Here is an 876-nt window from a genome sequence, read left to right as displayed (position 1 = left end):
TTATCTCCCTGAGCATTTTGTTAAGCATCAAACACAATCAACTGCCCCTTATTGGGTGCATAATAGGACTCTCTTTCAATGCCATTCACATCGTCTTTATATGCCTGCTGCAATACCGATGAAATGAACTCCTCAGTTATTGTAAGCATAGGGATTTCATCTCCTTGCTCATGACGCTTGAGAGCCTCTTCTTGTGTAATCACATCTTCTCCGTGTCCGATGTAAGTGCCAGGTCTTAATTCGGAAAACTTGATGGTTTGGACAATTTCAAATGCCTCGTCTAGTTGCAGCGCGCCAGACCTGTCTAATTCACCTACGTATATTTCTCTTCCGTACTTGTCTTTGGTAAAATACTCTTCCGTTTCTTCATGTAGATTGGCGACGAACTCTTGCCCCTCGTCTACTTCTCCTTCTAGGATCGTTCCGTCGTGATTGTAAACTGTAAAGCTTTCTATTGCCCGCACCATGATATGTTGCATCATTTTATCGGCCCCTTCACTTCTAAAGTGATCTGTTTATCCGACTTCAACATGACATTGAGAACAGCATAGTTTTTCTCGTCCAAACTGATTATTGTTCCGTATGCTACAAGATCACGTTTACCAAAAATCTCATGGTACTCATAATTGCCGACAAAAGATCTGTATGTGAATACTGACACTGTTCTCCCAATATCATCAACTGATTTGTCCGATATATTGAATTCAGAGCAGTGGTTTACAGCATTCAACAGCTCGGCCTCTTGAACAGTCAGTTCATCTTCCTCTTTATTAAGAAGGTTACTAGCCATCCGATACGCTGCTGAAATTAACCCTTTCAGGTACATCCGTTTGACTTCATTCATGATTTTTAACCTCCAAATTTAACTTAATTGAG

Annotated in this window: 2 protein-coding genes; both read right to left on the bottom strand. The window is 40.8% G+C overall.

The window, feature by feature from the left end:
• Nucleotides 1–20: 20 nt before the first annotated feature.
• On the bottom strand, nt 21–482 hold the full coding sequence (locus C3B52_RS35670; RefSeq protein WP_103111012.1) for a hypothetical protein: 462 nt from the start codon (nt 480–482) through the stop codon (nt 21–23).
• A complete protein-coding gene (locus C3B52_RS35665) occupies nt 479–844 on the bottom strand; it encodes a hypothetical protein (protein WP_103111011.1) in 366 nt (121 codons plus the stop codon). The genes C3B52_RS35670 and C3B52_RS35665 overlap by 4 nt, the downstream gene beginning before the upstream one ends.
• Nucleotides 845–876: the final 32 nt, after the last annotated feature.

Source organism: Brevibacillus reuszeri (assembly GCF_002897295.1).
In the GTDB taxonomy this organism is placed as follows: domain Bacteria; phylum Bacillota; class Bacilli; order Brevibacillales; family Brevibacillaceae; genus Brevibacillus; species Brevibacillus reuszeri_A.
The sequence above is the reverse complement of the archived record's forward strand: the minus strand, read 5'-3'. Positions and strand labels throughout refer to the sequence as shown.

Bases quoted from the DNA above. Each gene is read 5' to 3' on its own strand.
- C3B52_RS35665 (WP_103111011.1), bottom strand. From the start codon at position 844: ATGAATGAAGTCAAACGGATGTACCTGAAAGGGTTAATTTCAGCAGCG.
- C3B52_RS35670 (WP_103111012.1), bottom strand. From the start codon at position 482: ATGATGCAACATATCATGGTGCGGGCAATAGAAAGCTTTACAGTTTAC.